The 26,423-nt window shown below is 35.5% G+C and carries 24 protein-coding genes; 14 read left to right on the top strand and 10 right to left on the bottom strand.

The annotated features are described in order from the left end of the window. The first annotated feature begins 28 nt into the window (after positions 1-28). From WAK64_RS14890 to WAK64_RS14870, 5 genes are all read left to right on the top strand, one after another. Positions 29-1,315 carry an ATP-grasp domain-containing protein gene (locus tag WAK64_RS14890; RefSeq protein ID WP_336587785.1) on the top strand — a complete coding sequence of 429 codons (1,287 nt, stop codon included), beginning with the start codon at positions 29-31 and terminating at the stop codon, positions 1,313-1,315. A gap of 1 nt (position 1,316) precedes the next feature. Beyond that, positions 1,317-2,438 carry a DegT/DnrJ/EryC1/StrS family aminotransferase gene (locus WAK64_RS14885; RefSeq protein WP_336587784.1) on the top strand — a complete coding sequence of 374 codons (1,122 nt, stop codon included), beginning with the start codon at positions 1,317-1,319 and terminating at the stop codon, positions 2,436-2,438. After that, positions 2,435-4,285 carry a glycosyltransferase family 2 protein gene (locus tag WAK64_RS14880; protein ID WP_336587783.1) on the top strand — a complete coding sequence of 617 codons (1,851 nt, stop codon included), beginning with the start codon at positions 2,435-2,437 and terminating at the stop codon, positions 4,283-4,285. Before WAK64_RS14885 ends, WAK64_RS14880 begins: the two co-directional genes overlap by 4 nt. Before the next feature lie 537 nt (positions 4,286-4,822). Further along, complete coding sequence (locus WAK64_RS14875) at positions 4,823-5,332, top strand: RNA polymerase sigma factor (protein ID WP_336587782.1); 510 nt, start codon at positions 4,823-4,825, stop codon at positions 5,330-5,332. Continuing rightward, complete coding sequence (locus WAK64_RS14870; protein ID WP_336587781.1) at positions 5,319-6,269, top strand: anti sigma factor C-terminal domain-containing protein; 951 nt, start codon at positions 5,319-5,321, stop codon at positions 6,267-6,269. Before WAK64_RS14875 ends, WAK64_RS14870 begins: the two co-directional genes overlap by 14 nt. Before the next feature lie 45 nt (positions 6,270-6,314). On the opposite strand, the gene WAK64_RS14865 is transcribed toward WAK64_RS14870, so the two are convergent. Together WAK64_RS14865 and rluF are read right to left on the bottom strand one after the other, a co-directional pair. Further along, a complete protein-coding gene (locus tag WAK64_RS14865) occupies positions 6,315-7,553 on the bottom strand; it encodes a hypothetical protein (RefSeq protein ID WP_336587780.1) in 1,239 nt (412 codons plus the stop codon). 208 nt (positions 7,554-7,761) lie between these two features. Continuing rightward, the gene (rluF, locus tag WAK64_RS14860; protein WP_336587779.1) at positions 7,762-8,469 is read right to left on the bottom strand and encodes a 23S rRNA pseudouridine(2604) synthase RluF; all 708 of its coding nucleotides are present in this window, start codon (positions 8,467-8,469) and stop codon (positions 7,762-7,764) included. A 163-nt stretch (positions 8,470-8,632) separates the two neighbouring features. Between rluF and WAK64_RS14855 the strand changes: the two genes are divergently transcribed. Together WAK64_RS14855 and WAK64_RS14850 are read left to right on the top strand one after the other, a co-directional pair. Then, positions 8,633-9,496, top strand: a complete 864-nt coding sequence (locus WAK64_RS14855; protein ID WP_336587778.1) for an MBL fold metallo-hydrolase — start codon at positions 8,633-8,635, stop codon at positions 9,494-9,496. An 89-nt stretch (positions 9,497-9,585) separates the two neighbouring features. Continuing rightward, positions 9,586-10,296, top strand: coding sequence for a DNA alkylation repair protein (locus WAK64_RS14850; RefSeq protein ID WP_336587854.1), 711 nt, complete (start codon positions 9,586-9,588; stop codon positions 10,294-10,296). A 226-nt stretch (positions 10,297-10,522) separates the two neighbouring features. Here the strand turns inward: WAK64_RS14850 and WAK64_RS14845 are convergent, their stop codons facing one another. After that, positions 10,523-11,032 carry a DoxX family protein gene (locus tag WAK64_RS14845; protein ID WP_336587777.1) on the bottom strand — a complete coding sequence of 170 codons (510 nt, stop codon included), beginning with the start codon at positions 11,030-11,032 and terminating at the stop codon, positions 10,523-10,525. Between the two features lie 442 nt (positions 11,033-11,474). Between WAK64_RS14845 and WAK64_RS14840 the strand changes: the two genes are divergently transcribed. The 6 genes from WAK64_RS14840 to WAK64_RS14815 all read left to right on the top strand — a co-directional run bounded on the left by WAK64_RS14840 (position 11,475) and on the right by WAK64_RS14815 (position 17,041). Beyond that, positions 11,475-12,047, top strand: a complete 573-nt coding sequence (locus WAK64_RS14840; protein ID WP_336587776.1) for an RNA polymerase sigma factor — start codon at positions 11,475-11,477, stop codon at positions 12,045-12,047. Next, positions 12,019-12,837, top strand: a complete 819-nt coding sequence (locus WAK64_RS14835; protein WP_336587775.1) for a hypothetical protein — start codon at positions 12,019-12,021, stop codon at positions 12,835-12,837. Before WAK64_RS14840 ends, WAK64_RS14835 begins: the two co-directional genes overlap by 29 nt. After that, positions 12,809-13,684, top strand: coding sequence for an ABC transporter ATP-binding protein (locus tag WAK64_RS14830; protein WP_336587774.1), 876 nt, complete (start codon positions 12,809-12,811; stop codon positions 13,682-13,684). Before WAK64_RS14835 ends, WAK64_RS14830 begins: the two co-directional genes overlap by 29 nt. 271 nt (positions 13,685-13,955) lie before the next feature. Further along, positions 13,956-14,093: a hypothetical protein gene (locus WAK64_RS14825; protein ID WP_336587773.1), complete on the top strand. Its 138-nt coding sequence runs from the start codon at positions 13,956-13,958 to the stop codon at positions 14,091-14,093. 1,217 nt (positions 14,094-15,310) lie between these two features. Beyond that, positions 15,311-16,471: a ParM/StbA family protein gene (locus tag WAK64_RS14820; protein WP_336587772.1), complete on the top strand. Its 1,161-nt coding sequence runs from the start codon at positions 15,311-15,313 to the stop codon at positions 16,469-16,471. A 9-nt stretch (positions 16,472-16,480) separates the two neighbouring features. After that, positions 16,481-17,041 (top strand): hypothetical protein, encoded by a 561-nt coding sequence (locus tag WAK64_RS14815; RefSeq protein WP_336587771.1) that lies wholly within the window; start codon positions 16,481-16,483, stop codon positions 17,039-17,041. Positions 17,042-17,170: 129 nt separating this feature from the next. Here the strand turns inward: WAK64_RS14815 and WAK64_RS14810 are convergent, their stop codons facing one another. The 6 genes from WAK64_RS14810 to WAK64_RS14785 all read right to left on the bottom strand — a co-directional run bounded on the left by WAK64_RS14810 (position 17,171) and on the right by WAK64_RS14785 (position 24,506). Further along, complete coding sequence (locus tag WAK64_RS14810; RefSeq protein WP_336587770.1) at positions 17,171-18,772, bottom strand: MDR family MFS transporter; 1,602 nt, start codon at positions 18,770-18,772, stop codon at positions 17,171-17,173. Further along, positions 18,760-19,671, bottom strand: coding sequence for a TetR/AcrR family transcriptional regulator (locus WAK64_RS14805; protein WP_336587769.1), 912 nt, complete (start codon positions 19,669-19,671; stop codon positions 18,760-18,762). The genes WAK64_RS14810 and WAK64_RS14805 overlap by 13 nt, the downstream gene beginning before the upstream one ends. A gap of 237 nt (positions 19,672-19,908) precedes the next feature. Then, positions 19,909-20,106: a hypothetical protein gene (locus WAK64_RS14800; RefSeq protein ID WP_336587768.1), complete on the bottom strand. Its 198-nt coding sequence runs from the start codon at positions 20,104-20,106 to the stop codon at positions 19,909-19,911. Positions 20,107-20,462: 356 nt separating this feature from the next. Further along, the gene (locus tag WAK64_RS14795; protein WP_336587767.1) at positions 20,463-20,678 is read right to left on the bottom strand and encodes a hypothetical protein; all 216 of its coding nucleotides are present in this window, start codon (positions 20,676-20,678) and stop codon (positions 20,463-20,465) included. Between the two features lie 539 nt (positions 20,679-21,217). Beyond that, complete coding sequence (locus tag WAK64_RS14790) at positions 21,218-22,864, bottom strand: glutamine--tRNA ligase/YqeY domain fusion protein (protein ID WP_336587766.1); 1,647 nt, start codon at positions 22,862-22,864, stop codon at positions 21,218-21,220. 328 nt (positions 22,865-23,192) lie between these two features. Continuing rightward, positions 23,193-24,506, bottom strand: coding sequence for a short-chain fatty acid transporter (locus tag WAK64_RS14785; protein ID WP_336587765.1), 1,314 nt, complete (start codon positions 24,504-24,506; stop codon positions 23,193-23,195). Positions 24,507-24,807: 301 nt separating this feature from the next. On the opposite strand from WAK64_RS14785, the gene WAK64_RS14780 reads away from it, so the two are divergent. Next, positions 24,808-25,131: a CHY zinc finger protein gene (locus tag WAK64_RS14780; protein WP_336587764.1), complete on the top strand. Its 324-nt coding sequence runs from the start codon at positions 24,808-24,810 to the stop codon at positions 25,129-25,131. Positions 25,132-25,345: 214 nt separating this feature from the next. Here the strand turns inward: WAK64_RS14780 and WAK64_RS14775 are convergent, their stop codons facing one another. Then, positions 25,346-26,104, bottom strand: a complete 759-nt coding sequence (locus WAK64_RS14775; protein ID WP_336587763.1) for a hypothetical protein — start codon at positions 26,102-26,104, stop codon at positions 25,346-25,348. Positions 26,105-26,423 lie beyond the last annotated feature (319 nt).

Here is a 26,423-nt window from a genome sequence, read left to right as displayed (position 1 = left end):
AAATAATATTTAAAAAGGGTGATCTTGTTTGAATAAGAAAGCATTAGTTTTTCCTTGTGGATCTGAGATAGGGCTTGAGATTCATAATGCACTTAAATATGCAAAAGGTATCCAGTTAATTGGGGGATCTAGTATAGCGGACCACGGAAAGTATGTATATAAACAGTACATTGAAGGAATACCAAATATCGATGATCCAGGCTTTATTGAGGCGATAAATAAAGTGATAGAGGATGAACAGATTGACTTTATTTTCCCTGCACATGATAGCGTCGTACTAAAATTATCTCAACACCAACAAAGTCTTAAGGCAGAAGTATTAACTTCAGAACAATATACTTGTGAAGTGAGCCGTTCTAAGAAGGTAACATATGAACTCTTTAACGGCGAATCGTTTAACCCTCACATGTATAGTCACATTGACGAAGTAGAGTCTTATCCTGTTTTTCTTAAGCCTGATGTTGGACAAGGTTCAAAAGGGGTAGCGTTAGCAAATACGAAAGAAGAAGCAGAGTATAATCTTGAAAAGAATAGCGACCTATTAATTCTTGAATATTTGCCAGGGAAAGAATATACAATTGATTGCTTTACAGACCGTCATGGACAGCTTAGATTTACTGGAATGAGAGAAAGAAAACGTATTAAGAGTGGAATTAGTGTAAATTCTCACACCTTAAAAATAGATGAATCCATAAAAATGATAGCAGATAAAATTAATCAAACCTTAAACTTTAGGGGAATGTGGTTTTTTCAAGTAAAAGAGGATGTAGAAGGGAAATTTAAGCTTCTTGAAATCGCTCCAAGAGTAGCCGGAACGATGAACCTTTACCGTAATAAAGGAGTGAACTTCCCGCTTCTTACGATATATGACAGACTTGGGTTTGATATTGAAATAATTGAAAATGACTACTCTATCGAAGTAGACAGAGCGTTTACAAATCGTTTCAAATTTGATCTGGATTTTGAAAGAGTCTACATTGATTTTGATGATACGGTTACTTTTGGGGATAAGGTAAATCCATATGTTATGATGTTTATTTACCAATGTTTAGCAAAAGACATTGAACTTATCTTAATTACAAAGCATGTACATGACATTAGAGAAACGTTAAATAAGCTAAAAGTAGATGCAGGTATTTTCAATGAAATTATTCATATTACTCATTCAGATTTTAAACATACTTATTTCAAGCACGACAAAAAAGCGATATTTATTGATGATTCCTACAATGAAAGAAAACAAATCCATAAAGAATTTGGCCTTCCTGTATTTGACTTAGATGCGATTGAATCCCTAATTGATTGGAGATATTAGGATGAAAAATGAGCTTGTCTTTGAGAATACAATAATGGTTACTCAACCATCTCTCCCAAATTATGAACGCTATATGGGTTATATTAAAGGTATCTGGGATAGAAAATGGTTAACAAACAATGGTCCCGTCCATGAAGAGTTTAAAAATGAGTTAAAGAACTTTTTACGTACAAAAAATGGGGAATTATTTACAAATGGTCACCTTGCCTTAGAAATGGCACTTAAAGCTTTAGATCTTAAGGGTGAAGTTATTACTACTCCATTTACATTTGCTTCAACCACTCACGCCATTAAGAACTGTAACCTTGAACCGGTTTTTTGTGATATCGATCCAGTGACGTATAATATAGACCCTGCAAAAATAGAGGATTTAATTACGGAAAAAACGTCTGCTATTTTAGCTGTCCACGTTTTTGGCAATCCTTGTGATATACAAGCCATTCAAACGATAGCTGACAAACACAATTTAAAGGTTATTTATGATGCTGCCCATACATTTGGAGTAGAAGTAGATGGAAAAGGCATCGCGAATTTTGGAGACGTGTCGATGTTCAGCTTTCATGCGACTAAAGTGTTCCACTCCATCGAGGGAGGGATGCTATCGTTCTCAGATAATTCACTAGCCCCAACCTTAAATGCGTTGAAAAACTTTGGAATAACGTCTCCTGAAACGGTGGAATATGTAGGCTCGAATGCAAAAATGAATGAGTTTCAAGCAGCAATGGGTCTTTCTAACCTTGAAATTATAAATAACGAAATTGACTCAAGAAAAGAAGTCTATACAAACTATTTACACTATTTAGAAGGACTGGATGATATTCGTTTACTACAGTTTCCGGATTATGTAAAACCGAATTATGCTTATTTTCCTATTTTGCTGAAAGACCATAAACAACGTAATTTACTTTGTGAACAATTAGGTAAATATAATGTCATTACGAGAAAATATTTTTATCCACTTTGCAGTCAGTTTGATTGCTACGACTACGATGTGAAAGAAACGCCTGTTGCGCAAGGTGTAAGTGATCGTATCCTTTGTTTGCCAATGTATGCTAATCTCTCAAAAGAAGAAGTAAAACAAATATGTGAAATTATTCAATATGAATTAGGTGATTTTAAATGAACGATCAAATTAAACTAAGTGTTGTTGTTCTTGTTTATAACACAGAAGAATACTTAAGAGATTGTTTAGATTCATTAGTGAATCAAACGTTAAAAGGTATTGAAATCATCGCAGTAAATGATGAAAGCCCTGATAACAGCCTGTTTATTTTAGAGGAATATTCCAAGAGATATTCAAACTTAACGGTCGTTAATCAAAAAAACAGTGGGGGTGCCGTTGCAGGAAATAACGGCGTTAGAAGAGCAAAAGGAAAATATGTTACCATTGTAGACTCTGATGATATTGTCCCTCTAGATGCTTACGAGAAGATGTATCACAAGGCTGAAGAAACATCTGCTGATATTGTCATTGGAAAAGCAAATGTTTTAATAGACGGACTTCAAAAAGAGATTTTATATAAAAAAGAAAGAGAAGTTTGGAAAGAGAATAAAGACATCACAAATGTTAAAGAGTATTTGGATATTTTCTACGATGCATTTTATTGGAACAAGATATTTAATAGAGAATTTATCCTTAAATACGATTGTTTAATGCCGCCTGGTATGCTTTATGCTGACAGGCCAATGGTCCATAAAGCATTTCTATATGCTAAACAAATCTCCATTATTACTGATTTGGTTTATCTATGGAGAAAACGTGGAGAAGATGCCACTCATAAATCCATTTCTCAAACAAATAGTGACATTAAGAACTTTAAAGATCGAATAGAGTCTTATGAATACCAAATCAATTACTTTAATGCATTTGGCGATAAGTATATAAAGAATGAATTTTTGAAAAGAAATCTAGAGCGATTGTTATTTCCGATATCTGGAATTGTAAATAGTGAAGAATTTAAAAAAGTATACCTTGAAGAAGTAAGATCCATCTTTAGCCAGATTGAAGATATATATGATAATGATCTAGGTATCATTAAGAATATATATATTTATATGATTCTGAATAATTTAAGTGATGAACTAGTTAAATTTATGGTTGAAAAACCAAAAGGCAAAATTATTAAAGATAAAGGTAAATTTTACTGGGCTCTTCAATTATACAAAAATAAGAAGACGCATATTCCAGATGAACTTTTTCAACTTAAAAAGATGCTGCCTCAATTTATCAAAATTAATTCAATAAAATTAAACAATGGCTATGTAGAAATTGGGGGCTTAACTTTCCCTGAAGCATTTGATATTAACACACTTGAATTACAAGCTCGATCTCGCCTCAATATTGAAGATCAAAAGGCATTTGCTTTCACTAAAACTGAGCAAGGCTACTCTGTATCGATCGACTTAAAATATTTTGACAATACGGATGTTTATGATATCTATTTATCTGTAAGTAATAATAACAGTGTAGATTTGTTTAGAATTACATCTGATATGCTGACAGATGCCTCAGTTTTAAAGAAGCCTCAATTAGATGGTCATTTTAAATTATTCTTCACTAAAAAAGGAAATTTATCTTTGTTAGGAAAGAACATAATTGTTGAAGCACTTCAAACGGATACAGATCAAATAAAGCTGCTCGTGGATAAATACCCACGAAATCGTACATTAGAGTTCTTTGTGAAAAATAGAATAACTAAAGAAAAAATTTATTACAAGACAGAAGAGAATGGGTTTTCATTAATGTGGAAACACTTTGTGAATGAAGAAGCAATATATGATCTATATTATGAGATACATGGACATAAGTTTAGATTGTCGTCTTCTCAGATTACCGTCTTAAATCCCGAGCTAATACGATGGCTAAAAACAGATGTAAAGTTATATGTAACAAAAAAAGGAAATGTTTCTGTCAATGTCAAGAGTAAAATGATGATGAATAAAATTATGAGAAAGTTAATTAAATCATAGTTAGTCATAAAAAAGCTCAAGTAGGCACGATATAGAGTAAACTAAATGAGGGCCTTTTCTCGAAATTCAATCGGGAAGAGGCTTTTAAATTTCTTTTGGCAAGGCTCATAACCAGAATTAGTAACTTTCCATCTTTAAACAACCATTACATTAAAGGGAGCTTATCTGTTACGTTATATTTCTATTCCCTCACAATGATTCCTTTTTATGTAAAGTTTATTGTTTTTTGGTTATTCAGCTCCTTAAACGGTAGAAGGATTGGATTTCATTCCTTTTGTTGTTATTCGATTTATTTATTTTTTATTTTTCCCCTTTTTTACCTAGTCAGCTATTTGGTTGTAATGGTTTATTTCACTAGACTATGACCCTCCTCTTATTTTCTCCTTTTAAAAGAAACCAACTATCCCCTTTTAGTCATAGAAAAACCTGATACTAGTAAGATTATTATCGAAAATAGTGAGAAGGTCTCTTTTTATTCTTAAAAAAATTCTTGTTAACCTTTTGACAGCTGATGCGTTTTAAATAGGGAGGTTTGAAATGAATGATTCCATGATGGGGGAAAAGCTAAACGAACAATTAAAATTTGTCTATTCATATTTAATTAAAATGGGCGCTTCAAAGGAAGATGCTGAAGACATTATTCAGGAAACAGCGTACAAGTTTCTACAGTATCTAGATTCCATTAAAACGGGTAATAGTCAAAGTTGGCTATTTAGAGTAGCCATTAATCATTATTACGACATGTCTCGTAAACGCTCGCGAAGAAAGGATATTTTACTAAAATTTAATTATCAAGCATTATTCGATGAATATACTCCTGAAGAAGCGGTCTTACAAGAAGAGTTTGGGAAGGATGTACATAAGCTATTAAATAGACTAAAGCCGAAAAATCGACAACTACTTATCTTGAAGTATAGTACGGGTTTAAAAATTAATGAAATAGCAGCATTATTTAGTATGAAGGAAGGGTCGGTTAAAACGGTTCTCCATAGGGCGAGAAAGCAGTTTATAGAAGAATATAGGAGGTATGAAGGTGAGCAAAGATAATGAATTTATACCGGAAGATTTCGAATTCGAGAACTTAGTGAAAAAAGCAAAGCGGAAATCCACCATTAAAACTGTTCTGATTTCATTGGTCATTAGTCTTTTCGTCATAACGGCTCTCTATGTTGTAGGTGATTGGGTCATGAAGGTAAAAATGTCGAAGGAATTGGAGTATGACACTAATTGGACATCTATTCAAGGGGCAAATATAGAAGAGCAAGGGACATCATACGATTATACCTTTTTCACAGCAAAATCAACTAGAAAAATCGTCAAAAGAGTTGGAAATATTCCGACTCCATGGCAAAATGAAGAGAAAATGTTTACTGTTTTAGGAACGTCTAGGATAGTAAACAATGGTGGTTTCAGCGCTACGGGGAAAATAACGGATAAAAGGATTCCTTTTTATTTCGAAGGCGAAAGAGTGATCGAATTTTACCATCCACAAGGTACGTATAATTATCTCTTTGATGATAGAGAGTTGTTACCGAAAATGGACGATAATACAGTAGCAGAATTGGCCTTTTCCTTTGATAAAGCATATAGCGTCAAAGAGATTGAGAACATCTTTAAAGACCATGCAGCATGGTTTTGGGTAGACACTTATAGTCAGGAGGATATTGAGGAACATAATGAAATTAACCAACTGACGAGAGAACATGGTATTATAGGGGATAGCGCTTTTGGCTTTCCTGTTGATCAAGAGCCGATGAGTTTTATTACCACTCTTGAAAGGCTAAAAGCAGATGGTGGACAGTATGAGGAGTCGGCATCTGAGATCTTTCTAAATATAACGAATGGCAATCAGGAGGAGCTAATACCAGAGAATCTTGATATTATTGGGGTTGTTGTAACGGGGACGCCTAGTGAATTAAAAAAATATCAGGATGTACCGATTATTCGAGGGGCTATATTAGGTGCTACAACAGATAAATATTAAACTGATAGAAAAACGTTGTGGTCATAGAGCCACAACGTTTTTGACTTATTGATCAGTTGAAAGTAACGGGATCATCCGGTAATTTCCCTCAAATAAATGTAGGGAAGGGTATGTAAATTGCAGGTTGTGGAACTTCCATTTTCCCTTTTCTTTGATGGCGGTCGCCTCAAAGCGGAATTCCCATAAAGCCTCTTCACCGAAGGATAATTCTTTTATTGTATGAGCAATCTGCTTTTGTGCTTTAAAAAGCTGTCCCTCTCCTTTACCCTCTTTTTGTAGCGTTTCTTTCATTCCATGTAATTCTTTTTGAAGGAATTCATTAGAAAGAAAAGATTTTCTGAATATCCCGCTTGTTATAATAGAGGCCGTATCACCCTCTGTATGAATAAGTGCTTCTTCTATATTTAGAACGAATTCATCCCACTTTTGTCTTTGAAGAATTAGAATTTTTTCAATATGGTTGTTTCCGATAGCAGCTGGGTTTTCATTTGGATCAACGACATAATTATCGTCATACGATGAAAAGAGTTTTTTAATCAATTGTGTTGGATTCGTTTTGCCTAAATAATGGGCCCGTAAGTTATGGAGAAGCTCCGTAATTTCTTCTCGACATTCATCATCAAATAATTCGTTATAGTGTAGCATTCTCTTCTTTATTTGGTTATAATACTTAAGCGAATCGGGGTTATTTTTATCTATTCTCCACTCGGGGAAGCTTTTCATAGGGACAGAGAAATGTAATCTGTTTATCCGAAAGCTTTGGTCTTGTCGAACCAATCCACCTGATAGTCGAATAGGAAAAGTGAGAGGTTCTTTTTGTTTATGAGCAAATGACTTCATAATAAAGAGTAGCTTTTCGTTTAGCATCGCTACCCTTGCTGCCGGAGAAAAATGGACAAACCGACCGTTTTTCTTGAAGAAATCGTCGACTAAGTCTTGACGCCATTCCTCCGCATCCTCAGTAGTATCCCAGCTAATCGTACTATCAGCTAAAAACCACGCACTATTCCCTTTAGTATTAATCTTGGCGTTCTCAATATTTACGGTAAGATTCCCCCAGTACATCCAATCACTCTTAAGTAATTCTTTTAATTCATTACGTCCGAAACACCATTCACTACGAGAAGTTCCGACCGTAATCATCCGTTCGTTCTGTACAAATACTTCCCCTATGAAGTCATCTAGAACCTCTACATTTCGTTTTGTATAGCCTGCTTGAAACTTTGTTAAAACCTTTTTTATTTTTATTACATCCTCTTGATTTAAAGGCGTTTTCACCATCATATTTTCCATACTCCTTATAGTAGATTGATAATAATGAAGTTTACTAGTAGAAAAAGCAACTATGAATCTTAGTTATAACGTACCGCTTTCGAGGAAGGAGTGATAGGGAAAGGATGGTTATAAATGAAACAATACCTAAGGATAGGAAAAACCCCTACACTTTTAATGAAAGTAGGGGTTTGGTATGGAATGGACTAGAATCTCATTTTTACCATTCTTTCGGTTGATAGTTTAAGTCTTGGAATAATTGTTTCTTTTCTTTCTTTGTTAAGTCACGCCATTGGCCGATAGGAAGATTACCTAAATGAATATTCATAATTCTAACTCGTTGGAGCCGGTATACTTCATAACCTAAAACTTCGCACATTCGACGTATTTGACGGTTTAATCCTTGAGTTAAGATAATTTGAAAATCAAATTTTGATAGCTGAGTCACTTTACATGGTAGTGTTTTTGTTCCTAAGATTTTGACACCTGCTGCCATTTTTTCTAGAAATTCAGGGGTTATTGGCTTGTCTACCGATACGATATATTCTTTTTCATGCTGATTTTCAGCTCGCAATATTTCGTTGACAATATCGCCATCGTTTGTCAGAAGGATTAGTCCCTCTGAATCTTTATCCAGACGACCAATATTAAAAATTCGTAAAGGGTGGTTAACAAGGTCGACAATATTTCCTTTTACCTTCTTTTCCGTTGTGCTCGTAATTCCGACGGGTTTGTTTAAAGCGATATACACATTATTCCGCGCCATTCGAATCGTTTCTCCGCTGACCTTTACTTCATCTCCAGGCTCCACCTGGGTGCCTATTTTCGCGACTTTTCCATTAATGGTGACTCTTCCTTCATTCACTAATTTATCGGCTCCACGCCTAGAGGCTTTTCCAGCTTCACTAATGAATTTATTTATACGCATGTTCACTACATCCTTAATATTTAGAAAGTTATAGCTTTAAGAATACCCAAATATGCCGTTGTTTTCAAGAAGGGTCTATAGTTGATGAACATATTTCAGAAACTTGGCGGTTAGAAGTGAATTCGTTATGATAAGGTTATTGAAATAGATAGGAGTGAATAAAATGGAACAAAAAATAAAAACAATTGGTGATAGATTTTATTATATGACCCCTGTTTCGGAAACGGACCGTCCCATATTAGGCATGGTCGTTGGGGATGAAAAGACATTGATGATTGATGCGGGCAATTCGGAAAATCATGCCCATCTATTCTTAGAAGAGCTTGCTAAACGACAAGTGAAAAGTCCCGATATCGTTGCTTTAACTCATTGGCACTGGGACCATATTTTTGGTCTACCTACTTTAGCCAATTCCATCTCTATTTCATCCATTGAGACAAAAAAGGCGATGGAGGAGCTCATCCCTTTATCTTGGTCAGATGAGGCAATTGATGAAAGAGTTAGACAAGGAACGGAAATAGAATTTTGTGCGAACGCAATTAAGAAAGAGTTCGTCGATCATCGTAACATTACGATTGCCTTACCAACTATCACATTTGAACAGAGATTAGAGATAGACCTTGGTGGTATTACATGTATTTTAGAGAAGGTAGGCGGAGACCATGCCGAGGATTCTGTAATTATCTACATAAAAGAAGAAAAGATCCTATTTTTAGGAGACTGTATTTACCCCGATATCTTTTCGAAGCAAATAAACTATACAATGAAAAGAACGTTGAAACTAATAGAGGATTTAGAGAGCTTTGATGCAGAAACATATATTTATTCCCATGGAAATGCTGTCTCAAAACAAGAATTTAATCAAGAAGTCAACCTTTTAAAAACGATAGCAAAGTATACGGAGCATTACAAAGGTGATCAAGGAAAGATTAAGCAGGCATATGAAAAGCAGGAAAATAGAGAACTTACAGAAGATGAACTTGAGACGATTAGTTTTTTTGTTAATGGATACGAAATGTCGATGTAAAATGTAAGCCAATTTGGTAACGTGAATAGGAACTAAAGGTGAAATAATAGAATAAGTAAAGATAAAAAAGAAAAGGAGGAATGGAATTGATCTCATATGGAGAAGTCATGGCAACACTAGAAGAGCTAGGAAGCGAGCAAACGAAAACCATCTTCAAAAAGCATGGTGCGATGGAGCCTTTATTTGGAGTGAAGGTGGGTGACTTGAAAAAGCATCTACTGAAGAAAGTGAAAAAAAACCAAGACTTAGCGTTGAGGCTTTATGACTCGGGAAATAGTGATGCCATGTATTTAGCCGGTTTAGCTGTAGATCCGAAGCAAATGGCAAAGGATCAGCTTCAGCACTGGGTGAAGCAAGCAAATTGGTATATGTTAAGCGAATATACCGTTGCACAAGTAGCGGCTGAATCGCCGTTTGCTTTAGAGTTAGCAAGAGAATGGATGGCTTCTAAAGAAGAAATGATTGCTACAGCAGGATGGAGTACGTATGCCAATTATTTATCGATCACAGCCAATGATCAAATTCCAGCGGAAGAAGTAAAATGTCTATTAGAAAAAGTGGAACAAACGATTCATGAGGAAAGAAATCGTGTTCGTTATGTCATGAACGGCTTTGTCATTTCTGTGGCAGCCTATTATCCTCCTTTAACAGATAAAGCAAAGCGAGTTGCTGAAATTACTGGGAAAGTAAAGGTAAATATGGGGGATACGGCTTGTAAAGTCCCGCTTGCGACTCAATATATTGAGAAAATAGAAAAGAGACAGGCGATTGGAAAGAAGCGTAAAACGTGTATTTGTTAATATCCTCTTGTTTCGACTACGGTTTAATTTTTAGGAAAAGACATGAAAAGGGGCGTTCCATCAGTCGATTTGTCGACGATGGGACGCCTCTTTTTAAAGACTAATCCTTTTCAAGCAGCTCTTTCTTCTATATCGTCTAGTTTTTAATGCTGCTTTTCAGAAGAAAGCTCAGCTGCAATGGAAATGGTAATACCGACAGTTATGAAGAACCCCATCATCATCAGTGTCATGCGAACGTCTCCTTTCCTCGCTTATTTTTTGGTAAGAGGCGTCGCTTGATGCTTGTTCCCCATTTGGATGTGTATTGTCTACTATATCGATCTAAACCAATTCTCCCTGCACTATAGGCAAATACGAAAAGAGTTAAATGGATGATCAACATTTGTAAATCGAGTCCAGATCCAAAGGTCATCAAAAAGGAGAAGTTCATGATGGCTCCCATTAATGCGGAAAAACGAGTAAATAACCCCAATAAGAGGGCAATCCCAACACTTAATTCTCCTACAGTAACTAAAAGCTCAAAGATCGCCGTATTTGGGAGAACAAATAACTTCATAAAACCTGCCCACCAAGATGGAAGTGTTCCGCTTTGAACTTGCGCTTCTAACATTGGTGTTATATTAAAATCAAAAATCAATTTACTTTCAGCGTTTGAAAGCCATGTATAACTAAGGTAAATTCTTGCGACCAAAAATGCCAAAGCAACGAGTAAACTATTCTTTATGAAATGATTCATATTGACGGTCCTCCATAGAGTAATTGTATTTTGGGGTGTAAATCTCCTATTATTTTGTGAATTTCTTCACATTACTGTGCACACATGTAGTAATTTTCGACGTCCCCAATTGCCCACATCAGAGCAAAACAAACTAAATTGTGAAACAAGTCACATATTTAATGAAAATGAAAAAGCAAATCTTTTCAACTTTGATTATTACTAGGGAAAAGAATTTCCTTTAAAATCATTGTATAAAAAAAGGGTATAAAAGTAAAAAATAATGCCTGAGAGGTCGAGATCGCTCTTTAACCCTTCTAGTAAGTAGTTTAATAGATTGAGAAAGTTATAATAATATCTATCCTTTCCTGTAACGTAACATTAAAATAGATTGGGAACTTTTTTACTAAATAATATAAGTCTTTTTTTAATTTGTTTCGTCTTAATAAGTGAGGTGATGGAAATGCCTGAAGATCAAGAGTTAATCGATGAAATATTAGGTGGTAGTCAAGCTGCAATGGAAGTATTAACGAGAAAATACTATAAACCAATTTATGCTTTTGTTTACCGTAAAGTGGGGAACAAGGAGATGGCCTACGATTTAACACAAGAAATCTTTATAAAGGTCATTCAAAAAATACAAGCTTATTCGAGTAAAGGCACATTTAAAAGTTGGCTTTATTCTATCGCTGTTAATCATTGCAGAGACTATTGGAGAAGTGCGGACTATCGTAATAGTACTCAGCAATCAGAGCTAATTGAAAATATTGAATGTGAACAAAAAAATGTATCCTATATATTCGAAAAAAAGGAAACGCGCAAACAAGTGACAGCTGCCATTAATCTTCTTCCAGATTATCAGCGTGAAGCGCTTATTCTCAAATATTATCACCATATGAAAATAAAAGAGATTGCAGAGGTGACAGAGACGAGTGTGTCAACGGTCAAATCTAGACTAAAACAGGGATTAAACAAACTAGCCAAACAGCTTGAGAGGGGGGAAAACGATGAATCGACGAGAGTACGAAAAAGATGAACAGTTAACGGATATGGTTATGGAGGAGGAATTGGAGGAATGGGCTGAGCTGTTAGATGAATTTGATGTGGAATATCCAGATGAAGCTAAAATGATGCAAACGATTGAAGCGATTCGACCGTTTGTCCCTGTTAAAAAAAGCAAATGGCGTCCTGCCTATGAGAGTGTTTCGGCTCTATTAAGGCAATCTTTACATGAATTGCTGTACATTAGTCCCCTCTTTTGGGGGTTAAATAGCCTATTTATGATAATGGGTTTATTAGCCGTTTTTATTTCCGAGGAAAATCCTTATACGATTTTGATGATCCTTTCACCCATTCCTACTTTAACGGGGTTAGTCGAAATTGTGAAAAGTCGCTATATGGATATGGAAGAGCTGGAAATGTCATTTAAATACAACCTCCAGGAAATCATTTTATCTAAAATGGTTGTCATTGGAGGGTTTAACTTATTCATTAATGTACTTTTAACCGTCATTATCTCTGTTTTTGATCAAGAAATATGGATGTGGAAATTGATTTTATATTGGATCACACCTTTTACTATCATTACAACTATTTCTTTACTTATTGTTTATCGATTTAGACATGTCTATGCCATTACTATGGGACTTTTAATGTGGATTATGTTTGGCGGTTTTATAAGCCAATTTACAGAATACATCGAAAAGATTCCGACAATCGTCTATCTTTTGCTAACACTTATTGCTTCAATTTTGGCCATTTTCCAAGTGACGCAAATTTATAAAAGGGGTATTACTTATGAATATAACCATCACGAATCTTTCTAAAAATTTTGGCGATAAACAAGCTTTAGTTGACCTTAACATTGAGTTTACGACAGGTGTTTACGGTATTCTAGGGGCAAATGGTTCAGGGAAATCGACTTTTATGCGCATTCTAGCGAGTGTTATGAAGCCAAGCACTGGAACAATTTACGTAAACGGTCAGGATATCGTGACTATGGACCAAAACTATCGAGACATGATTGGGTACTTACCTCAATATGTGGGATTGTACAAAAATTTCTCTGCCGAAAAATTTTTAAAGTATATTGCTTCGTTAAAAGGATTGTCAAAAGAGGCGTCTGTAGAGAAGGTGAAGGAAGTCCTTCATTTAGTCGGCTTGTTTGATCACCGTAAGGAGAAAGTTGGGAAATTTTCAGGAGGAATGAAGCGTCGTGTAGGAATTGCTCAAGCCTTATTAAATGACCCTAAAATACTAATTGTGGATGAACCGACAGCAGGTCTGGATCCGAAAGAAAGAATTCGGTTTAGAAACCTGTTATCTAAAATTTCTATGAGTAGAATCGTCCTATTGTCCACCCATATCGTATCAGACATCGAATTTATTGCGAAGGAAGTAATGATATTAAAAGCAGGTCACCTCATAAAAAAAGAGTCACCACAAATGCTGTTAAAAGGAATTGAAGGAAAAGTATGGTCTCTCCTTGTCGATGAACAGGATATTGGTGATTACCAATTAAGGTATAAAGTAGGGAATATTACTCGTCACCACGATCAATTTCAATTACGAGTGTTGAGCGAGGTCGCACCTCATCAAGACGCTCAAAATGAAATGCCGAATTTAGAAGACTTATATTTATATTATTTTGATGAGGAGGCTACCGTCGAGTAATGCAATTATTAAAATACGAATTATATAAAATTTTTAAGCAGAAGATCATTTATATTACCTTTTTCCTTTTATTGATTTTCTCAACAGGCTTTACCCTTGACTACTTTGACCATTAATTTCATCTATTTGTAAAAATGTTCTTATTTCCTTTATTGTGAGCGCTAGTAGTTTTGCAATCCCTTTAATTATGTACGATATGATTCAAGTTAATTGGTTGAGGGATGCCATGACCCTTTCACATAGCAGCATAATGAAAGGGGAATATTTATTTATGTACTTTACAACGATTAATGCATTTGGAGTTCCTATTTTATACCCGATTTTAGCTGTTATTTTGTTACTACTGTCAACGATTCTATTCATTATAAGTCTTTTCCGAGTAATGAAGCATAAAGAAGTGTTGTCATAAATTTTGAATTACAATAAATCCCAAACAGAAGGGCTTCAGTTTATGTTATCTGAGGCTTTTTTATTTTCTATAATGGAATAAATAATAGGTAGGTTTTTAACAGTCGATAGGCTTTCCTTGATCTGATTCTCTTTTTAGCTCAACTACACCAAGGGTGACGTGAAAGCGGCTAGATGGGTTTATTTTTTGGACTAATTGAGAGAAAAAAATTGAAAATGGAATTTTCCATCTAACAAAGCATGAGGGACGAAAAATAGTTAGGTTCACAGTAGAGGAGCATATTCCGTAGAATAATCAACAAAATTTGATAAAACATAGCCTATTAAGCTAGTAATAGTCAAAAGGAGTTATAAAACTTATCTCGTTGTCTACTAACGGGTACTAAACGCGGATTCTTAGCTGTATTTTATAAAATCATAGATTTTCTATTCTTATAGTGGAATATGTCAATTATTAAAAACAGTTTTAGAAGATGCGTGTATTAAATAACAATATTGTTACGTGTACGTTTTTATTTTATTTTATAGGCTATGGTCAACGAAAATTCGAATATATTCAACAAAAACCTACTCATTGAGTAGGTTTCTTTTATTTTTTATTATCGTTAAGGTCGTCAACATAATAATATTCTTCTTCTTCTCTTGTGTTCAAGAGATAATACCCAAATTTAGATAATGAGTACATTAAGAAAAGAATAACTAAAACCCTAGATGAGGGGTACCCATAGTGAAAATACGGATCTATTAAAACATAAATAGGTATTATTATGGAGAGGACAATAAGAAAGTACGCAAAAAAAGTTCTTTTTTCCATATCCAATCCGCCTTATAAATTTTTTAATCAAATAAATAATACCATGCTTTATGGATTAAAAAAACTACTTAAATAGAGGGAGTAAAAATAAAAAGTAAACCATATAAATGAAAGTACACAAAAATGTAAACATGTATACCAAAAACGTACACAAGTGTACAAAAATGTAAACATGTTTACGTGAACCGTACACGAGTATACGAAACCAGTATACATGCCGGTGTTAAGCGTTGTGTACTAGTTTCGTATACAACGATGACAACAAGTATACAAGTGTACAAGCAAAAAATGTAGATTATTTTTTTCTATTAGACAAAATACGTCATTGACCACTACCCTTTGATTCCTGTACGCTTAAATTAAATATACTAAATATTCAATCTTTTATTGAAAGGAATGGTATAGTGGCTCATTCACGAATTGCTGCTGTTGATGTCGGAAATGATTCGCTGAAAGGTATTTTTGGAAAGCTAGATTCGAAGCTTAGTATTCCTAATGTAGTGGCCAGAGACATTGAAGATCGTCCGATAATTGGAATTGAAGAATTAGATGAGCAAGATCCACTTACAGGCATTCATATTCGTGTTCACTCCCCTGCACTAAAAGATAATAATGCGATTTATCGAGTGGGACATTTAGCGGCTAAAAGTAATAATTCAGCTGAGCTTGATCCAGGTAGTAGTAAATCTGAAGAAGATCAGACATTGATTCTATTATTTGCTGCCCTTGCGCTAGATGCTGTGGAAGCGAAGGAGTTTAAAAAGAAAAATAATGTGATTGGAGCCACCTATACGTTAGGAACAGGGTTACCTCTTCGTGAAGTAAAGGAAGGAAAGGACGTTGGGTATCGTTCCAGCCTTCTTGGAGCGGTCCATCAAGTCGAATTCCTTGTTACCCCTAAATATCAAGGTATCAAAGTAAGTATAAAATTGGATGAAGTGAAAGTATATCCCGAAGGGTTTGCTGCGTTTATTAACCTTGTGATGGATGATCAACTGAATATTATTAATCAAGATCTGATTGATAAACGGATGATCATTCAAGATATTGGGGGGTTATCGACAGATATCGCTGTTATTAAAAATCGCAAAGTCGATGATGATAAAGCTCAAGGCTTTAATCTTGGGGTGTCTGAGGCACTTGAGCAAATTCGCGAAGAAATTCGAACCCGTCATGGGGTCGAATTAGACAGTCGTCGCGATGTCGTGGAGATTATTACAAAGAAAAATGATCGCAATCATATAATGGTGAAAGGGAGCCGGACAAGCGTTCATGATATCGTGAATCGAATCTTGCTTGAGCTCGCTAAAAAGCAATATCGTCATCTCCGTAATATTTGGCAAAGAAATTCACAAACGGAAATTTGTTATTTTATTGGTGGAGGCTCCATCGTACTAAAGGAATATATAAAAACACTGAATCATAATTTGGATGGGTATAATATCGATTTTTTTGAAGATGAGCAAGAAAGTATTTGGATGATGGTCAATGCATACTATAAGCTAATTTCTGACTATGTAGGTCGCCAGAAAAAAACAGAAGATAAGCTAGTGAAAACAAAATAAGGTGATACGATGAAGGGGACAGGATTAAGGAGGGGGCAACCGATTACCTTCCGCATACCATCAAATACGCCAGATTATGTATTAAAGTACTTACAGCAGTTAAAGGAAAGAGAGCGTCGAAATTTCTCTAGTGCAATCGCCGAGTATGTCATTAAAGGTGTAGGTCAATCTTATGCTAAGGAAAGAGATACAATAACGATACCCCTTCCAAATAGCTTAAGCAAAGTGGAGAAGGACTGGCTTAAACACGAGCATTCAGAAGCATTACTTGGAAATATCGTTTACCAGTTATTAACGAACCCAGTCAGGTCAACGGCCGTTTTATCGGCATTAATGAGTAACGACCAAGGTTTGGAGGGGGGCCTGCTTCCGAAAGGGGTTAATTCGGAGGAATTTACAGATGAAAAGGAATGGGAGGAGCGAGACCAAGAGATTTCTCTCCAAACGGACGATGATTTAGATAGCTTTGACTGGGAAAAGGCCACTAAACCGGAGGCTAAAGAGGCGAATAAAACGGAAGAGAGTATGGAAAGCTTATTAGGTGATTTTTTAAATCAAATGAATCAATAGTGACGTGAGATAATTGTATTCATAGAAAAATCCTCGGTTCTATGTAGACCGAGGATTTTTTTGTTGCTTCATGTCTTAGCGGTCTTACTTTATAACTAGAAGCAAGATAAAATAGGGTTGACCCTGATGCTATGCCTCTTGTAAGTTGACCGCCTTTTGTTCTTCGTCGCCTTCATCCTGGTTGGATGTGCGAAGCGGAATTTCCTTTAAAAATAACGTCGTAAGTAAGCCTAGCACCACAATGACAGCTCCCCATAAAAAGACACCTGCTAAGGACACGTTGAGTGCCTCTTTTAGAGTGAGAATAAAGGAGTCAAAGCTGCTGGCCATTTCTTGTGGAAAAGATGAACGCATATTTTCCATTTGTTCAGGGCTCATTAATAGCTGAGGATCCTGTAATTGAGTCATATCTACTTCTGCTTCTGAGGAAGACTGCGGTAGTGTTGGCTGTACAGCTTCCATCTCTTTTTCCATAATACTTCCCATAATCGTTCCAAAAATCGCTACTCCAATCGTCCCACCGATTTGTCGAAAGGTTTGCATGGCAGAGGTTGCGACACCAAGGTACTTATGACTTACAGCATTTTGAACAGTAATGTTAAATACAGGCATGTTCAAGCCTAAGCCGATTCCAATAATGACTAGTTGAATAATCAATTGCGTTAAAGACGACCCTATCTCAAGTTTGGAATTTAAAAATAATCCAATTGCCATAATGGCAAAGCCTAGTAGGGAGAAGAATTTATATTTACCCGTCTTCGTAATCAAGTTTCCAACAATAATACTTGCAATAACCATCGAAATCGTCATAATCATTTCGATTAAGCCTGATACTGTCGCGGATTCCCCTTGCACTCCTTGAACATAAAATGGTACATACATAATGGTCCCGAACATCCCCATCCCTAAAAAAAGACCGGCGACAATGGACACAGTAAATACACTATTTTTAAATAGATAAAGCGGCAGTACAGGACTTTTAGCTTTACGTTCAACGATAATGAATAACGCTAGTGAAATGATGGTTAAGGCAAATAAACTGATGATTGGAAGGGAAGACCAATCGTACTTATTTCCACCCCAAGAAAACCCTAATAACAAGGAGATAATCATCATGGTTAATAAAAGCGAACCTAGATAATCAACGGATTCTGATTTTGTACGTTCATGAGCTGGATATAGCTTTAAAATCAGTGCAAAGGCAATAATTCCTAACGGCAAGAATACCCAAAAAACCCAGTGCCAATCGTAGTTATCAACGATATATCCTCCAAGTGTAGGCCCGAATAAGCTTGATAGTCCAAATACTCCACCAAGAAGACCTTGCCAGCGACCTCGCTCTCTTGGGGAAAAAAGATCTCCAACTGTTGTAAATGCTGATGACATAATCATTCCAGCCCCGAACCCTTGAATTCCTCGATAAATGATGAGCTGGGTAATTGTATCAGACGTTCCACTTAAAAAAGCTCCAACAGAAAAGATTCCTATTCCAATAAGAATAAATACCTTTCTTCCATAAATATCAGATAATTTTCCAACGAGCATAGCTGTAATCGTAGATGCTAGCATATAGATGGTAAATACCCAATCGAAATATTGCATTCCCCCAATTTGGGCAATGATTTTAGGTAAAGAAGTTCCGACAATCGTCATATTGACTGCCGCAAAAAACATTGCCGCCATAACCGCAATCATAATCAAGACCTTTTGTCTATTTTCTAAATGTTCCAAGAGTTTTCCTCTCCTTTCTTTTCTTCTAATAACCATTTTGCTTTTTGAACATAGAACGTTAAAGAAGAATCCGAAGATGATTCTTCAATGTATGATAGTAATGCTTCCATCAAAAATTTTCGGGGTTTCGAGTTCTTCCATTCTTCTTCTAACAACAAAACGGAAGAAAGGAACGGATCCTCTACCTTACTCTCGGATATCATGATGCTTTCCTTTATTGACTGGATAAGGGAAGAAATCGTTTCTTCACTTTGCTTTATATCACTGTGATCACCAAAAATAGGAATCAATTCTCTATTAGTGATTAATACTTGATTTGGCCTTGATTTCAAATCTAAGACAAGTGCATCTAACCGTTGAACTAGAAAGGTAGCAATTTCTTCGACAGGTTTCTCCTGTTGAGAAACAGCTAAGAGCATCAAATACTCCTTCATCATTCCTTGAAGCATCACAACAAGGTCCCAAACAAAGGGCTTCACTGCATTCCCGTATGCTTTGAGTAAAATATCTCGTTGCCATTTCATAATTCTCGACTTCATTTGCTGTCTTAAAGAATTTAATTTGTAATTATCTTTAAATGGAATCTCCTTTAACTGGAGAATAAAGAACTCGCGCTTTGCAATAAAATCTTCCATTTGAAGCGTTAACTGTTTTGTGAGCCATTCAGTGCTCGATGAACTATCCTCCATATGCACAAATGTTGCTTTTTCAAAAAGTTCATTTTGAAAAAAGGTGCATACACCAATAAACAAATCTTCTTTAGATGGGAAATATTTATATAGAGAGCCTTTGGATATGTTGCACTCCTCTGCAATTTCCTGAACAGAAGTTGCGTAATACCCTTTTTCCGAAAAAAAGGATAAGGCGGTTTCAATTATTTTTTTTTCTTTAAGGTCCATCACTTATTCTCCTTAAGTAAAACTTTTAAGTCATTTACAGAACTGATTAGTCATTTTATTGTAAGCGAAAGGAAAAAAGAAGTCAATGAAGGAAAATTGGAATAAAGCAGGAGAGTGAATGAACTCTTTTAAAGGGATAGTTCCTTTCGTTTCGGAAAAAATACAAAGAAGAGGAGGTTTTAGGAATAAAAATAAAAAACGATTGAATGATCTGTTCGTCATCCAATCGTTTAGTCACTATTCTCCACCACCACCGCCGGATCCACCACTGTCTCCACCACCAAATCCACCATCAAAGTCACTGCTCTCTCCGTTGTCAAAATGACTGCTATATCCACCTTTTTTTCTCCTCTTTTCTTCATTACTACTTTCACTAACAAAAATCAAAATAAAGAGGATAGGTAAAAAAAGTATTATAAATAATTCAAACATCATCGTATCTCCCTTCAAATCTGATACTATTTCTACGAATTATGTTAGTAAAAAGTTTCATTTTTAAACATATATACTATTAATTCGTTACTGCAATTGTTAATAAAAACAACCTGAAGGGTAAAAGCTTTTTTGAGGAAGAAACTTGTAGAAAGAGTGAGAAAACGTTCAAATTATAAGTAAAGTTAAGTTGTACGGCGTATGTTTTCTATTTCCAAATGCCTCAATATTTTTAAAGGTTACGTGATTCGAATTTCTAACTTTCTAGGACCACTATGGACTTATTTGAGAGAAGATGAGGCCTGCCTGCTTCCGACAGCTTGCCTAAAAAGTGATCGTTTAGTTAACTATGTAGCAGCCTATACCTTCCTATATTCCTTTCCACTAGTGGTTGGCTGATGAAGAACATCAATGTCTCCCATCTTGATCGTCTTAGAGAAAAGTGGGTGTTTACTGACCATTTCCTTAGTTGTTTCTTTTATAGTTGAATCATTATTTTTTGTTTTAGCTTCTACACTACAAGCTGCTATAGCAGCAAAAACGGCTAGCATCAAAAATGCAGTAATTCTTTTCATGATGACGTCCCCCTTTTAATTTACAAAAAAAGTATATCATTATTCCATTAGAAATAATACTAATTTATTCCATATTAAGAATAAATAGTATTTAATTAAATTAAAGGATGTTCATGATAGAGGATTCTTCTGACGATAAGGAGAAAGGAACATGTTTGTAGAATAATAAGAGAAGTTCATAAAAGGGAAAAAAATGAACGGAGTAGAGAGTAGTAGAGGAATTATGAATCACTAGAACAAAGTTTGACAAAGCGTTCTCCCAACAGGAGGACCCTAAAGGGATATTTGTTAAAAGTGCTAGTTTTTTAAAATGAATAATACTTTCAGGAAAAACTAAAAATACTACATACAAATGATCTTTGTAACGCTTTTCGCGTTCCGCTTCCTTAATAAATTTATACCGAGATAATTATACGATTGTCTTAGATGGTGACGAATAGACCAGCTTTCTTAGAAATGCTAATGTAAACAGATGGAAAAAGCACAAAATAGGGAAAAGGATGCTCGAATACGAGCATCCTTTTCAATTAGCAGCATCATTATTTTAACTTAAACGAGCTTTTTAGCGATACAATCCGATTAAAGACAATTCTTTCATCTGTCGTATGCTTTGGATCGACATTAAAGTATCCGTGGCGGAAAAATTGGAATTTGTCTTGAGGTGAAACGTCTTTCATATTTGGTTCGATAAAGCCGTCAAGGACTTGTAATGAGTTTTCATTTACGCGTTCAAGAATGGATTTTTCACTATTCGACTCGTCCTCATCACGAATTAATGGCTCATATAAACGGAATTCAGCTGGGATTGCTTGACTAGCATCGACCCAATGAAGTGTTCCTTTTACTTTTCGACCGGTAAAACCGCTGCCGCTCTTCGTTTCTTGATCGTACGTACAATGAAGCTCAATTACATTACCTTCATCATCTTTAATGACGTCTTCGCACTTAATAAAGTAGGCATGCTTAAGGCGAACTTCGTTTCCTGGGAAAAGTCGAAAGTATTTTTTCGGCGGATTTTCCATAAAGTCTTCTTGCTCGATATAGATTTCACGAGAAAATGGAATTTGTCTTGTCCCCATATCTGGATTCTCTGGGTTAATATCGGCATCCAGCATCTCTACTTGTCCTTCTGGATAGTTTGTAATGACGACCTTTAAAGGACGGAGCACACCCATCGTACGAGGGGCTTTTAATTTTAAGTCTTCACGAACAAAGTGTTCTAACATTTGCTCATCAACGGCACCAGATCCTTTTGAAACACCTGTCGCGTGAACGAATTCACGAATAGCCTCAGGTGTGAAGCCACGACGACGAAAGCCTGAAATGGTTGGTAGACGAGGATCATCCCACCCATCGACTACATTCTCATCTACAAATGGCTTAATCTTTCGTTTACTCATAACAGTATTCGTTACGTTTAAACGTCCGAATTCAATTTGTTGAGGTTGGCTGTTCATTTCACACTCTTTGATGACCCAATTATACAATGGGCGATGATCTTCAAACTCTGTTGTACATAAGGAGTGTGTAACATTTTCAATAGCATCCTCAATAGGGTGAGCAAAATCATACATCGGATAAATACACCATTTATCCCCTGTATTGTGATGAGACGTATGAGAGACACGGTATAAAACAGGGTCACGTAAATTAATATTAGGTGAGCTCATGTCTATCTTTGCACGTAATACTTTGCTTCCATTTTCAAACTCGCCGTTTTTCATTCGTTCAAACAAGTCAAGATTCTCTTCAACAGAACGATTGCGGAAAGGACTTTCCTTTCCTCCTTCCGTTAGTGTACCACGATATTCACGTATTTCTTCTGCTGTTAAGTCATCAACATATGCTTTTTCTTTTTTAATCAATAAAACTGCACGTTCGTACATTTCATCAAAATAATTAGAAGCAAAGAAGAGGTTATCCCATTCATAGCCAAGCCAAGATATGTCTTCTTTCATCGAATCGACATATTCCTGATCTTCTTTTAATGGGTTTGTATCATCAAAGCGTAAATTTGCAGTACCGTTAAATTCTTCTGCTAGTCCAAAATTGATTACAATCGATTTTGCATGACCGATATGAAGGTAACCATTTGGTTCAGGTGGAAAACGAGTAATAATTTCACTGTGCTTTCCTGACTCTAAATCTTCTTTCATAATCGTTTTAATAAAGTTAGAGTTTTCCAACTAAATCAACCTTTCCCTTTTATGTATATGTGTTAAAGAACAAAAGCTACAAAGTATAATGGTCTATTATAGCAAATGTGCGAGCGTATTAAAATGCTCCTTACCTAAAGTTTTTCCAGTTAAGAAGTGATATAAACGACTTTTTGTTTAGACAAAAGTGCAAGACGTCACTCTGCTAGATAATCTATTGTCATAGTAAATAATTAAAAAAGGTGAACGACTATTTGAAGTCTGGACTAAATCCGCAATTACGGGTTTGAAAATAATCTTAAGTATAGAGAAGAATTAGCATTATTAGGAAATCTTTCACCAACTATTAAACGAATGGTTACACAAATATAAAGGCTACTCCTATAATTACACCGGTAACAAATAGATTAATTAAACAAAATCCCATAATATCCTTTGCTTTTAATCCTGCAATCGCTAATGCTGGTAGAGCCCAAAAGGGTTGTATTAAGTTTGTCCAAGCATCTCCCCAAGCTACGGCCATAGCTGTTACGGATGGCTTAATCCCAAGCTCTGCCCCTGCTGGTAACATGATAGGAGCTTGCACGGCCCATTGACCTCCACCTGATGGAACAAAAAAATTAATAATTCCAGCACTAATAAAAGTAAATAATGGAAAAGTGAGCTCAGTTGAAAAGGAAACAAACCAAGAGGACATTTTCTCTGCGAGTCCCGAAGATACCATCATGCCCATAATTCCAGCATAAAAAGGAAATTGAATAATAATTCCACTAGAACCTTTTACGGCATTATTCACGGAGGCTAGGAAGTTTTTTGGACGTCCGTGAAACAAAATACCTAAAAATAAAAAGGCAAAGTTGACAATATTTAAATTTAGTTCAAACCCATTAGCGGAGAAATAAATAACAACAAATAGTAACCCTAGTCCCCCGATTAACATTGATAAAACAAAGCTATTTTCCATTTTGTCAGCAGGTGATGTCGATGAAGTGGCAGCAATGGGGGGAGCTTCGTCTAGCAATGCTGGATCGATTGTAAATGATTGATCTTTGTTATACATTAGGCGATTTACAATGGGGAGTATGATAACAATGGCCAAAATAATGAAGAGGTTAAAGCTCGAGAAGATGGTTTCACTTGTTGGAATAATGCCAATTAAGTCCGTTGAGAAATGCCCCTCTGTTGCAATGGTAAGGGGAATCGAGCCAGCGAGTCCACCGTGCCAAATAATAAATCCAGAATAGGCACTTGCAATTAATAAACGATAATCGACTCCTTTCACTTGGCGGGCAAGTTCTTTTGCAAAAAGTGCCCCAATGACAAGTCCGAAGCCCCAATTAATCCAGCTAGCAAGCAAAGAGATTAGTGTGACTAGTATAATAGCTGAGCCTGGTGATGTGGCGAAGCTTGCGAGAAATGAAAGTGCTTTTTTAAAAAGAGGACTACTAGCAAGAACGTAGCCAGTTAATAAAATTAAGACCATTTGCATTGAAAAGGTTAATAGATTCCAGAAGCTCTCTCCCCAAATCGTTATAAGATCCTTCGGATTAGTAGGGGTGAAAATTAACGCAAAACCAAAAACAACAAAGGTTAACAAAATGACGAATAAAAAAGGGTCTGGTAAGTATCTTTGCATCATTTTGTTTGACCAGGACGTTAATACAGTAAACATCAAATTCCTCCTCTCTTTTCTAAATGCTAACAAATAAATGATAATGACAAAAGACTAAATTTTCAAAAAAATATTGAATGACGACAATAGGGCCTGTAAAAATATAAAAAGCGCTTCATAAAACACTCTAGAGTACTTCGAAAACGGTACATGGTTTGAGTGAATATGCGGGCGCTTTTATGTAAGATTTTCATAATATTGTTTTTTTATTTGCATTCATAGAGCTATATAATAGACTATAAAAATAGACAAAACGTATAAAACAGAAAGGTTCTATTATGAGCAAAGAGGAGTAAGGGAAATGAAACAAGACTATGTAATTCAAGGTGTTCAAATGGATCATCAAACTCGCTGTAAACATTACGCCAAAAATGTAGATATTATCGCTATAAAATTTAAGTGCTGCCAAACCTATTACCCGTGCTATCAGTGCCACCAAGAGCTAACGGATCATTTACCGATCATTTGGTCAAAAGCAGAACAGAACGAAAAAGCGATTCTTTGCGGAAATTGCAAGCAGGAGTTGACCATAGAACAGTATAAGAAGTGTCAGTCCCGTTGCCCGTTATGTTTAGCAAGCTTTAATCCGGGCTGCGAAAACCATTCTCATCTCTATTTTGAATGAAGAGAGTGAGAGCGGCTGCTGCTCTCACTCTCTCATCATAAATGACATATAGGTGATTGTAATTATATTTATAAAAGAGTTGACATCATATAAGAAAATTGGACATATTAAGACTGCTTGAAAATGTTTCATGTCTATTCAATTAAGTAATAGAATAGATAAATAATCATGTTGACCGGTATAAAGGAATGATTCATTCTCCTTATTTAATTCTTCACCATGAATGATAAAGTACAACGATCTTTTCATTTTCGATAGTGATGGAATAACCGATTCCTTCTTCAAGATCTATGGTTACAGGTTCCATTGTTTCAGCCACAATGCTGATGTTATCCATAATTCCTATTAGATCTGTATAGGTACTAAAATAATCTAGTAGAATAGCAGACTGGTTTAATGGAGCAGATGCCGCACCTAAGCTCATTTCAAAAATAGGTTCACCATCTTTCTCAATGAAGAAAAAGTCACTGTTAGTATAGCCGAACAGAGTGGCGTTATGTTTAGTAGCAAGGTTTGCTAAATTAGTGAAATTTTCATGGTTCATGAGATTAACTTTTTCTGGGGCTATGTCGATATCCAGAGAAACATCATTAGACGCTTCGATTGTTTCACTTTGTTCCTCATCTAAAGTACTAGGTGCTTGTTCTTCGAGTACAGTATTTTCAATCGTTTGGCCACTTTCTGTATGTTGCTCTTCCTCGTCTACAAGACTTTCGACATTATTTGAAGAGCTAGGTACTTGTTCTACTGTTTCCGCGTCTTCAATCGTATGACTATTTTCAACATTTTCGACTTGAACGAATGAGTCTACTTCCTCTACGCTAGATTGTTGATCTAGCTCCTGCTCCTCGTTTAATACAGTCTTTGGTACCTCTTCAGGCGCAACAGCACTGGATGAGTCTTGGTAATGAAATAAGGCAGCCGTTAAGAATAAGCTAGTGAATACAATAATTAGTCCAATTTTCTTTTTCATGTTCCCTCTCCTTTAATTTATTGTTACATGTATGTTACAAATATTACTTTTATATATCATTTTTATAACATATATTAATTTAATTGTCAAAATTTTTAAATGAGTGGGGTATTCATAGATTCGTTTACTAGCCGATATACCACACTCTCTTTTAGGCTTTCTATATATTAGACGTTTTAAACCTATAAAAAGTTTCATTTTTTCTGTCAGTTTCTTCTAAATACAATGTAATATTTGAAATAATGAATACTATAAATGTAATAGATATTCTATCTCTTCCAATGTTTTTTCAGAAAGATAGAAAGGAACAGAAAGTAGA

The organism is Bacillus spongiae (assembly GCF_037120725.1).
Classification (GTDB): domain Bacteria; phylum Bacillota; class Bacilli; order Bacillales; family Bacillaceae_K; genus Bacillus_CI; species Bacillus_CI spongiae.
The sequence above is the reverse complement of the archived record's forward strand: the minus strand, read 5'-3'. Positions and strand labels throughout refer to the sequence as shown.

Excerpts from the sequence above, each read along its gene's own strand:
- WAK64_RS14800 (WP_336587768.1), bottom strand. The coding sequence starts at position 20,106 with ATGATGTTTGAATTATTTATAATACTTTTTTTACCTATCCTCTTTATT.
- WAK64_RS14880 (WP_336587783.1), top strand. The coding sequence starts at position 2,435 with ATGAACGATCAAATTAAACTAAGTGTTGTTGTTCTTGTTTATAACACA.
- WAK64_RS14875 (WP_336587782.1), top strand. The coding sequence starts at position 4,823 with ATGAATGATTCCATGATGGGGGAAAAGCTAAACGAACAATTAAAATTT.
- WAK64_RS14795 (WP_336587767.1), bottom strand. The coding sequence starts at position 20,678 with ATGAAAAGAATTACTGCATTTTTGATGCTAGCCGTTTTTGCTGCTATA.
- WAK64_RS14825 (WP_336587773.1), top strand. The coding sequence starts at position 13,956 with ATGTACTTTACAACGATTAATGCATTTGGAGTTCCTATTTTATACCCG.
- WAK64_RS14785 (WP_336587765.1), bottom strand. The coding sequence starts at position 24,506 with ATGTTTACTGTATTAACGTCCTGGTCAAACAAAATGATGCAAAGATAC.
- WAK64_RS14775 (WP_336587763.1), bottom strand. The coding sequence starts at position 26,104 with ATGAAAAAGAAAATTGGACTAATTATTGTATTCACTAGCTTATTCTTA.
- WAK64_RS14780 (WP_336587764.1), top strand. The coding sequence starts at position 24,808 with ATGAAACAAGACTATGTAATTCAAGGTGTTCAAATGGATCATCAAACT.
- WAK64_RS14845 (WP_336587777.1), bottom strand. The coding sequence starts at position 11,032 with ATGAATCATTTCATAAAGAATAGTTTACTCGTTGCTTTGGCATTTTTG.
- rluF (WP_336587779.1), bottom strand. The coding sequence starts at position 8,469 with ATGCGTATAAATAAATTCATTAGTGAAGCTGGAAAAGCCTCTAGGCGT.
- WAK64_RS14805 (WP_336587769.1), bottom strand. The coding sequence starts at position 19,671 with ATGGACCTTAAAGAAAAAAAAATAATTGAAACCGCCTTATCCTTTTTT.
- WAK64_RS14865 (WP_336587780.1), bottom strand. The coding sequence starts at position 7,553 with ATGATGGTGAAAACGCCTTTAAATCAAGAGGATGTAATAAAAATAAAA.
- WAK64_RS14830 (WP_336587774.1), top strand. The coding sequence starts at position 12,809 with ATGAATATAACCATCACGAATCTTTCTAAAAATTTTGGCGATAAACAA.
- WAK64_RS14835 (WP_336587775.1), top strand. The coding sequence starts at position 12,019 with ATGAATCGACGAGAGTACGAAAAAGATGAACAGTTAACGGATATGGTT.
- WAK64_RS14840 (WP_336587776.1), top strand. The coding sequence starts at position 11,475 with ATGCCTGAAGATCAAGAGTTAATCGATGAAATATTAGGTGGTAGTCAA.
- WAK64_RS14885 (WP_336587784.1), top strand. The coding sequence starts at position 1,317 with ATGAAAAATGAGCTTGTCTTTGAGAATACAATAATGGTTACTCAACCA.
- WAK64_RS14855 (WP_336587778.1), top strand. The coding sequence starts at position 8,633 with ATGGAACAAAAAATAAAAACAATTGGTGATAGATTTTATTATATGACC.
- WAK64_RS14815 (WP_336587771.1), top strand. The coding sequence starts at position 16,481 with ATGAAGGGGACAGGATTAAGGAGGGGGCAACCGATTACCTTCCGCATA.